This is a genomic window from Asanoa sp. NPDC050611 (genome assembly GCF_040654855.1).
Taxonomy (GTDB): Bacteria; Actinomycetota; Actinomycetes; order Mycobacteriales; family Micromonosporaceae; genus Asanoa.
Genome location: NZ_JBFAIU010000347.1, coordinates 1 through 7993 on the forward strand (window position 1 = coordinate 1; position 7993 = coordinate 7993).

A 7993-nucleotide genomic window follows, 5' to 3' on the forward strand; every position below is an offset into this window, starting at 1 on the left:
GCTCCCTGGGGCTCGACCCGGCCCGTTTCGTCGTGCTGGTCACCGCCGGCGCGGAAGCGGCACGCGGCATGAGGTCGTGGACCCGAGCGATCGTGAACAGCGCCGCGGACGTCGACGTCGTCGCGATCTGCGGCCGCGACGAGAGGTTGCGCGAGGACCTGGCGAGGTTGGCGGTGCGCAGCCCCGGTCGGTTGGTCGTGACCGGGTTCGTCGACAACATCGCCGACTGGTTGCGCAGCGCGGACGTGCTGGTGACCAAGGCCGGGCCCGGGACCATCGCGGAGGCCACCTCCTGCGGCACACCGATGCTCCTGGCGGGCCACCTCCGCGGGCAGGAAACCGGCAACACCGAGATCGTCGCACGCGCGGGCGCGGGTCGAGCGGTCCACGGTCGACGCGAGCTGCTCAGCCAGATCGAGGACCTGCGTGCCGACCCCGCCCGCGTCGGCCGCATGCGCGCGGCCGCGGCGCGGCTCGGCCGACCCACCGCCGCCGCGGAGATCGCCGATCTCCTCGCCCGACAGGCCCGTGTTCAACGGGGTACGCGGTCCCCGCGCGACCCGCGGAAGGAGTCTCGATGACATGGACCTCGGCCATGGGCCGTGCGCTGGTCACTACGGCAGCGGCCGCCTTGGCCGTCCCCGCGCTCACCGAACTGCGCATCGCACCATCCACTCGCGCGCTGGGCCGGCGGTGGCGCGAGGTGCCGGTGGGCCGGCGCGGCAACACCGCCCTGGGCATCAGCTTCCGCCCCCGCCAGTGCGAGGACTTCCACCTCGATCCGCGCGAAACCCTGACCACCCTGCTGTCGTACCCCTTCGGCCTGGTACGCCTCAGCGCCTACTGGGACCGCATCGAACCGGAACCCGGCGAGTTCGACACCGACGAGGTGGACTGGCAACTCGACGCTGCCGAGCGTGCCGGCAAACGGGTCGTCATGTGCCTTGGCCCGATCAAGTCGTTCGGGTACCCCGAATACTTCGTGCCGAGCCACGTTCTCGATGAAGGACTCCCGGAGGGGCGCCTGGTCGACCCGGCGTCCCAGCCCGCACTGCTCGACGCTGCGGCGCGCCACCTCACCCGCTTGGTGCGACGCTATCGGGACCGGAAGTCGATCGTCGCCTGGCAGATCGAGCACGACGCGGTCGACCCACTCGGTATGGAGCACTCCTGGCGGCTCTCGAAGGAGTTTCTGCGGCACGAGATGGCGACCGTCAGGGCCAACGACCCGCGGCGGCCGATCGTACTCAACGGGTTCCTGCCCACCTCGACCGTTGTCCTGGCACATCAGTGGTGGCGGACCCGCGACCAGGGCGACTCCGTGGCCGTCGCCGAGCAGCTCGCGGACATCGTCGGCATCGACTCGTACGCGCGGCACGCCGTGACCAGCGTCGCCCGCTGGAGCGTCTACCTCGACGGTTCCACCGGTGTCCTCCCCGCGGTGCGCCGGCGCCGACTGCTCGCCAACGTCGCCGCCGGCGGACGCCAGGTGATGGTCACCGAAGGGCAGGCCGAACCGTGGGAGGCGGTGACCATCCCGCCCAGCCCGGACGCGGGGGCCGCCGCCAGCTGCCCGCCGGAGCGGATCATCAAGAACTACAACGACTGGCTCCGCTGGGCCGGCCAGGCGCGCACCGAACTGAGCGCGTACCTGTTCTGGGGCGCCGAGTACTGGGTCATGCGCGACCGGCAGGGCGACAGCAGCTACCTCGACGCCTTCGCCCGCGTGCTGGACCACTCCTGACGGTCAGGGCAGGCCCGCGAAGATGTCCCGCGACACCGGTCCGCGGTGATCCAGGTCGATGAACCATTCCCATCCGACGATCAGGTCGAAGACCGGACGGGGAATCCGGAGCAGGGCGGCCAGGGTACGGTCGGCGCCGCCCTTCGCGGCCGTCTGGCTCGCGTGTGCGCGTAACGACGCGCGCTTCCGCGACACGTACCGGTGGACCGGGATCCGGTGTGTGATCTCCGATCGTGCGCTGTAGGCACGGTCGAGGTCGCCCGCGTCGAAGGGCCCGAACCTGGACGCGAGGCCGAGCGCCCAGCGGACGGTCTCCCGCGGCATCGTCGCCTGCAGGCATCGTGCCGTGCCCGCGAGCCTGACCGCGAGCGCGCCCACCTCGTGCACACGGACATGGTCCCGGTGACCGTACCCGCCGTTGCGGTCGTGACTGAGCAGCACGTCGGCACGTTCTTCCCGCAGGATCGCGGCGAGCCGCTCCGCGGCCTCCCGCACCGGCGCGCCGACGAAAGCGGTTCCGCCGGCCGGGTCCGGCCCCGGCCCGCTGTCGGCGTAGCCGAGATGCTCGACCCGTGCCACCCCGAGCACCCCGGCACTGCGCCGGGTCTCCGCCAGGCGGATCGCGCCGAGCCCACCGGCGCGGCCCGGGTCCCCGTCCGTCGCGACGACCATCACCACGCGGTGGCCCTCCGCGGCGGCCTGCGCCATCGTGCCCGCGGTGAGCAGCGCCTCGTCGTCAGGGTGGGCCTGGAACGCCACGACCGTACGCGTCATCTCCCCATCCCACGCGGGTCGCGCAGCCGGCGGTAGTGCGCACCGACGCCGAACAGCCCGGCCACCCGGACGATCGCCCGAACCACCGATCCGACCGCGCCGGCGAAGTACGGCGCCCGAACCTCCGACCGGAACTCGTCCATGAACAGCAGCAGGTCGATCAGGCCGGGCAACCGACGCGCTCGACCATGCCGGCCTCTCGCGAGCTCGGCGGCCACCTCGAGCAGCTCTTCCATCCGCATGGCCGGCCGAGTCTCCACAAGCACGAAAACCTCGGTCGGCCCGGCGTTCGCGAAGTGGTGACGCACACCGGGCGCCACCGTGACGGTCTGGCCGGGGCCGACCACCAGGCTGTGACCGTCGACGCGGAACCGCATGCGCCCTTCCACGACGGTGAAGCGCTCCTCCTGCGCCGGATGGACGTGCCCGCTGGGCACCCGACCGCCCGGCGCCAACCGGAGCTCCCACGCCAACACCTTCCCGCCAGAATCGGCGGCCGACGTGCGGATCCTGATTCGCTCGCCACTAGCGGGATTCTCGATCCACGAACCTCTGACGCTGACAGATTCGGACATGGCCCCAGCATGGGAACCCAGGCCCCCGCGCCGCGTCAGCCAAGCGACGGCAATCCAGGTGCGGCGCAGAACGTAGCCACGCGGCCCGCCGCTACGCCCAGGACCGTAGCCGCAGGCGACCTGCGGGATCCGGCGCGCGACCCGCGCCGCACTCCTGCCTGCCAGGCGAGCTGAGCTACTCGCCAAGCCACGACAGTGATATGGCTGGCTGTTCGTACACGGACCTATCACGGACCTGCCACATGGTGGCGCCGCCGCGTTCGTCGGTGATCAGGAACAGGCCGACGGGGTGATCACCGTCGTCATCGACCGCCGGCATGGCGGCCAGTTCGGTGATCTGTTCACGGAGCCAAGGAAGCTCCCCTTCGCGGATGTCACCGCCGTAGAAGAGGTACAGCGTCCAGTTGAACGGCGCCGCCGGAAAGGCCCAGCCGCCGGAGTAGAGGTCGTGATGGTGTCGCCGGACGATCTCTTCGGCGTTGCTGCGGTGCGCGAAATCGATCTGCAGCCAGCCGCGCGCCGACGCGTACATCCCCATGGGCTCTCAGGGTAGGCACCGCTGCGTGCCGTCGCGACGGGGCGTTCAAACCCGCCGTGATCGATCTATGATCGGCCGGCGGCGTTGGGGGAAGGCTGGCAGGGGTGCGCGAGGATCTGGCGGGGTGGTTGCGGGAGCTGCGTGATCTGACCGGGCGGAGCCTGCGCGAGCTCGAGCGCGAGGTCCACGTCAGCAGCTCCTCGTTGTCGCGTTACTTCTCCGGGCAGGCCGTTCCGCCATGGCCCGTCGTGGTGGCGCTGTGCAAGGCGGCCAACCGTGACCCGAGGCCACTGCGCGAGGTGTGGGAGCGGGCCAAGGACGGACCCCAGGCGAGCGCGGCGGGCCCCGCGCCGGTGCGCAACGACCTGCCGCACGATGTCGCCGCGTTCACCGGGCGCCGGGCCGAGCTGGGCGTTCTCCTGGCGGCGGCGCGGGACACGTCGGTGGTGGCGATCGACGGCATGGGCGGCGTCGGCAAGTCCGCGCTGGCGGTGCACGCCGCGCACCTGCTGACCGCCGACTTTCCCGACGGGCAGTTCTATGTGGACCTGCACGGGTTCACGCCCGGCCGGGAGCGGGTCGAGCCCGCGGAGGCGCTGCGGGTGCTGCTCACCGCGCTCGGGTTGCCGCCGGCCAGGATTCCCGACGCGGTCGTCGAGCGGGCCGGGCTCTGGCGCTCGGAGCTGGCGACACGGCGGGCGATCGTGCTGCTGGACAACGCCGCCGACGCGGATCACGTGCGCGACCTACTGCCCGGCGCGGGCCGGAGCTCCGTCGTCATCACCAGCCGTCGGCGGATGGTCGAGCTGGACGGCGTCCAGCCGATCTCGCTGGACGTCCTTCCCACCGCGGAGGCGGCGGAGCTGTTCGTCGAGTCGGCGGGCGGCGTCCGGCCCGGTGACGTCGGCGAGGTGCTGCGCCGGTGTGGGAACCTGCCGCTGGCCATCCGGGTGGCCGCGGCGCGGCTGCGGCACCGGCCCGCATGGACGCTCGACACCCTGGTGGAGCGGCTGCGCGGGGGCGAGCCGGCGGTGTCCGAGGTGTTCGAGATGTCGCTGCGGCAGCTCGATCCTGCCCAGCGCCGCATGTTCGGCCTGCTGGGGCTGGTGCCGGGCGAGGACATCGACGCGTACGGCGCGGCCGCGCTGGCCGCCATCCCACTGGCCAACGCCCGGTTCCTGCTGGAGGACCTGGTCGACGTCCACCTGCTCCAGGAGCCCGCCGCGGGTCGCTACCGGATGCACGACCTGCTGCGCAAGGCCGCCCGGGCCGACGACGCGGCGGGCGACCCCGCATCGGCGATCGCCCGGCTGGCCGACTACTACCTGAGCGGCATGCTCGTCGTGAAGGAACAGGTCGCCGTGCTGGTACCACTGCCGGTGACGGTGTCACAACGACCGCCCGCGCTTCCTGACCTCGTCGGCTACGAGACGGCCGTCGGGTGGATGGACACCGAGTGGCTCAACCTCGCGGCGATGCTCCCGCTCGCGGTGCGGATGGGCCTCGACGCGCCGGCGGTCGGGATCGGACAGCTCCTCACGATCTCCTACGGGTGGCGCGGCGGTGCGGCAGAGCTGCACCGCGGGCTCGAGATCAGCTTGCCCGCCGCCGAGGGACTTGGGGAGCCGCGTGTGCTGGCCGCGCACCGGTACCTGCTGGGCGCCGTGCTGATGCGTGCCGGCCGGCTGGCGGAGGCGGTGCCGGAGCTCGAGACGGCCCGCGTGCTGATGGCCGCGGAGGGCGACGTCATGGGGGAGGGGTTCGCCCTCCTGCAGCTGGCGGAGATCCGGATGTACCACGCCGACGCCGGTGGCGCCGTCGAACTGCTGCGCCGCGCCACGTCGCTGCCGATACCCGCCGAGGCGGTCCGCCTCCGGCTGGGCGCCGTCCTTGGGCAGGCTCTGCTGCAGCTGCGACGGTACGACGAGGCGGCGGAGGTCATCTCCGACCTGCTCGAGGCCGCGCGCGGGCAGGACCAGCAGACCGAGCGCATGTGCCTGGAGCTGCTGGGCCGGGCGGCGCTCGGCATGGGCGACGCGCGGACCGCCCTCGAGTTCGCCGAGCAGACCGTCGCGATCAGCCGGGCGACCCGCCATCCGATCTTCGAGGCGGCCGGCCTCACCGACACCGCCGTCGCCCTGCGCCACCTCGGTCACCTCGACGACGCGGCGGCCAGGCACGCCGAGGCCATGCGGATCGTCGAACAGGCCGCGGAGCCGCATCGCATCGTGCGCAGCCTCATCCCGTACGCGGAGGCGTGCCTGGCCACGGGCGATCCGGAGGCCGCGGCGCGGCACTTCGAGGCCGCGCTCGAGGTCGCCACCGGGCACGGCCTCGAACATGCGGTGAACGCGGCCCGGGCGGGCCTGGCCCAGCTGTCCCGTCCCGTCCCGGGACACTCGCCCGGGAATCCTCCGCCGGAGTAACAGCACAGCTCAGTCGCGCCGCCGGCGGTGGTCCGGCGTCCCGCGCCGCACGGCACGCGTTGTCCCGGAGCGGCCGTCGCCCCGAGGCTTCCGGCCATGCACAAGACGCCTCTGTTCGCCGAACTGGATGCGCTGCCCGCGCCGTGGCAGGCGCACGGGACAGTCGCCGCGCCCGTCACCGCCGTCGCCGAGCTTCTGCTCGCCGTCACCGAAGGTCGCGTCGGCGACGACAACCTGCTGGTGCTCGCCCGTGCGTCAGCGGCACGACACGGCGCGATGACCGTCGTGGCCGGCGCAGGCCCCGGCAGCTACCGCGCCACGCTCGCCGGGCCCGTGGAACCGGTGGAGATCCAGGTGGACCGGGCCCGGTCCCGAGTGGCCGTGCGCAGCTGGTACGCGGGCACGCACACCGCCACCGCGTGCCCGGTCGGCACCCTGGTGACCCACCGCGTCCACCAGGTCTTTCCGGACCATCCCGGTTTCGCGGCCGGGATTGCCCGGATCGGCCTGCACGCCCGCATGTCCCGCGATCTGCGGCGCCTGCTGGACGTGATCGCCGATCGGCTCGGCTGCCCGACCGCTCCGCCCGACCCGGTCCGAGCGGCTTGAGATCCCACCGACCGCTTCCCACCATCCGAAGGAGCATCATGCACAGGTTCGACACCCCAGCCCCGATCACCGCGGTTCTCGACATCCCCGGCGGACGCGTGGAGTTCATCGCCGGCGACCGGCCCGACACCACGGTGGAGGTCCGGCCCGCGGACGCCGCGAAGAGCCGCGACGTCAAGGTGGCGGAGCAGACCCGGGTCGACTACGCCGACGGCGTCCTGCGGATCGACGCCGAGGCGGCGAAGCACCAGTACTTCGGCCCCTCCGGCTTCGTCGAGGTCACGGTCCAGCTGCCCGCCGGATCCCGGGTCGAGGCGAAGGCGGCCCACGCCGAGTTCCGCGGCGTCGGGCGGTTCGACGACGTCACCGTCGAGGGCGCGCACGGCACTTTCAAGATCGACGAGGCGGCGCGCGTACGTCTCAACGCCGCCGCGGGCGACATCGCGATCGGCCGGCTCACCGGCCCGGCGGAGATCACCACCGCCAAGGGCGACATCGAGATCATCGAGGCCGTCCGCGGCCGGGTCGTGCTGCGCACCCAGGCCGGCGGGATCTCGATCGGCGCCGCCCGCGGCGTCCCGGCCGCTCTCGACGCCGGCACCGGCCACGGCCGGATCACCAACGAACTGAAGAACGACGGCACCGCCGAGCTCGACATCCACGCGACCACCACGTACGGCGACATCGTCGCCCGCAGCCTCTGAGGAGCACTCACCATGACCAACCTGGCGATCGCGGCGCGCGGGCTGCGTAAGTCGTACGGCGACAAGGTCGTGCTCGACGGCGTCGACCTGGCGGTCCCGCAAGGAACCATCTTCTCGCTGCTCGGCCCGAACGGCGCGGGCAAGACCACCGCCGTCAAGATCCTCTCCACCCTCATCCGCCCCGGCTCCGACTCCGGCGCCATCCGCGTGGGCGGGCACGACCTGGCCACCGACCCGCAGGCGGTGCGGGCCGCGATCGGCGTCACCGGCCAGTTCTCGGCGGTCGACAACCTGATCACGGGGGAGGAGAACATGCTCCTCATGGCCGACCTGCATCATCTGTCCAAGAGGGACGGTCGGCGCACCACTGCCGAACTGCTGCACCGCTTCGACCTGGCCGAAGCCGCGAACAGACCCGCCGCCACGTACTCCGGCGGCATGAAACGCCGCCTCGACATCGCCATGACCCTGGTCGGCGACCCGCGGATCATTTTCCTCGACGAGCCCACCACGGGCCTCGACCCGCGTAGCCGCCACAACATGTGGCAGATCGTGCGCGGGCTCGTCGCCGACGGCGCCACGGTCTTCCTCACCACCCAGTACCTGGAGGAGGCTGACGAGCT

9 protein-coding genes are annotated in these 7993 nt (G+C 72.4%); 6 read left to right on the forward strand and 3 right to left on the reverse strand.

What is annotated here, in order from left to right; all coding sequences use genetic code 11:
* Together AB0H87_RS34395 and AB0H87_RS34400 are read left to right on the forward strand one after the other, a co-directional pair.
* Positions 1-581 (forward strand): glycosyltransferase (locus AB0H87_RS34395; protein ID WP_360155412.1); only part of this gene is annotated, 581 nt, incomplete at its 5' end.
* Entirely contained in the window at positions 578-1744 is a 1167-nt protein-coding gene (locus AB0H87_RS34400; protein ID WP_360155414.1) for a beta-galactosidase, read from the forward strand. The genes AB0H87_RS34395 and AB0H87_RS34400, both read left to right, overlap by 4 nt.
* Positions 1745-1747: 3 nt before the next feature.
* Here AB0H87_RS34400 and AB0H87_RS34405 read toward each other — a convergent pair whose 3' ends face one another.
* The 3 genes from AB0H87_RS34405 to AB0H87_RS34415 all read right to left on the reverse strand — a co-directional run bounded on the left by AB0H87_RS34405 (position 1748) and on the right by AB0H87_RS34415 (position 3631).
* Entirely contained in the window at positions 1748-2518 is a 771-nt protein-coding gene (locus tag AB0H87_RS34405; RefSeq protein WP_360155417.1) for a PIG-L family deacetylase, read from the reverse strand.
* On the reverse strand, positions 2515-2994 hold the full coding sequence (locus AB0H87_RS34410) for a cupin domain-containing protein (protein ID WP_360155420.1): 480 nt from the start codon (positions 2992-2994) through the stop codon (positions 2515-2517). The genes AB0H87_RS34405 and AB0H87_RS34410 overlap by 4 nt, the downstream gene beginning before the upstream one ends.
* A 274-nt stretch (positions 2995-3268) precedes the next feature.
* Positions 3269-3631: a hypothetical protein gene (locus AB0H87_RS34415; protein WP_360155423.1), complete on the reverse strand. Its 363-nt coding sequence runs from the start codon at positions 3629-3631 to the stop codon at positions 3269-3271.
* 104 nt (positions 3632-3735) lie between these two features.
* Between AB0H87_RS34415 and AB0H87_RS34420 the strand changes: the two genes are divergently transcribed.
* From AB0H87_RS34420 to AB0H87_RS34435, 4 genes are all read left to right on the forward strand, one after another.
* Positions 3736-6057: a helix-turn-helix domain-containing protein gene (locus AB0H87_RS34420; protein WP_360155426.1), complete on the forward strand. Its 2322-nt coding sequence runs from the start codon at positions 3736-3738 to the stop codon at positions 6055-6057.
* Between the two features lie 96 nt (positions 6058-6153).
* Positions 6154-6666, forward strand: a complete 513-nt coding sequence (locus AB0H87_RS34425) for a hypothetical protein (protein WP_360155429.1) — start codon at positions 6154-6156, stop codon at positions 6664-6666.
* A gap of 38 nt (positions 6667-6704) precedes the next feature.
* Complete coding sequence (locus tag AB0H87_RS34430; protein WP_360155432.1) at positions 6705-7370, forward strand: DUF4097 family beta strand repeat-containing protein; 666 nt, start codon at positions 6705-6707, stop codon at positions 7368-7370.
* A gap of 12 nt (positions 7371-7382) precedes the next feature.
* The coding region (locus AB0H87_RS34435) for an ATP-binding cassette domain-containing protein (protein WP_360155435.1) at positions 7383-7993 on the forward strand (611 nt) is incomplete at its 3' end.

Bases quoted from the DNA above. Each gene is read 5' to 3' on its own strand.
- AB0H87_RS34400 (WP_360155414.1), top strand. From the start codon at position 578: ATGACATGGACCTCGGCCATGGGCCGTGCGCTGGTCACTACGGCAGCG.
- AB0H87_RS34405 (WP_360155417.1), bottom strand. From the start codon at position 2,518: ATGACGCGTACGGTCGTGGCGTTCCAGGCCCACCCTGACGACGAGGCG.
- AB0H87_RS34415 (WP_360155423.1), bottom strand. From the start codon at position 3,631: ATGGGGATGTACGCGTCGGCGCGCGGCTGGCTGCAGATCGATTTCGCG.
- AB0H87_RS34425 (WP_360155429.1), top strand. From the start codon at position 6,154: ATGCACAAGACGCCTCTGTTCGCCGAACTGGATGCGCTGCCCGCGCCG.
- AB0H87_RS34430 (WP_360155432.1), top strand. From the start codon at position 6,705: ATGCACAGGTTCGACACCCCAGCCCCGATCACCGCGGTTCTCGACATC.